Origin of the sequence: Citrobacter sp. Ce119 (genome assembly GCF_030334525.1) — a bacterium.
GTDB lineage: Bacteria > Pseudomonadota > Gammaproteobacteria > Enterobacterales > Enterobacteriaceae > Citrobacter > Citrobacter europaeus.
Window position 1 is genome coordinate 1 of sequence record NZ_JAOWDR010000015.1, and the last position, 230, is coordinate 230.

The 230-nt window shown below is 45.2% G+C and carries 1 pseudogene; it reads right to left on the reverse strand.

The features are described 5' to 3' along the window. A pseudogene (locus tag OGV80_RS01665) lies at window positions 1-230 on the reverse strand (T6SS immunity protein Tli3 family protein); the annotation flags it as partial.

A 230-nucleotide genomic window follows, 5' to 3' on the forward strand; every position in this document is an offset into this window, starting at 1 on the left:
CCACCCGGCGCCAGACGCGGGTCGTCAAAAGGGTATGAGCTCATATACAAATGTCCTTGTGCAGTGGAAATAAATGCCTGATTATTAACCACCACCACTCTTTTTATTTCTTTTCCTTCAGGGCTGTCACGCATAATACCATCTGAGTTTTTCTCCAGCGCTGGGAAAGAAGCCATATATGTTGCCACCTGCCACGTTTGCCCGTAATCTTTAGATATTTTATATGCTCC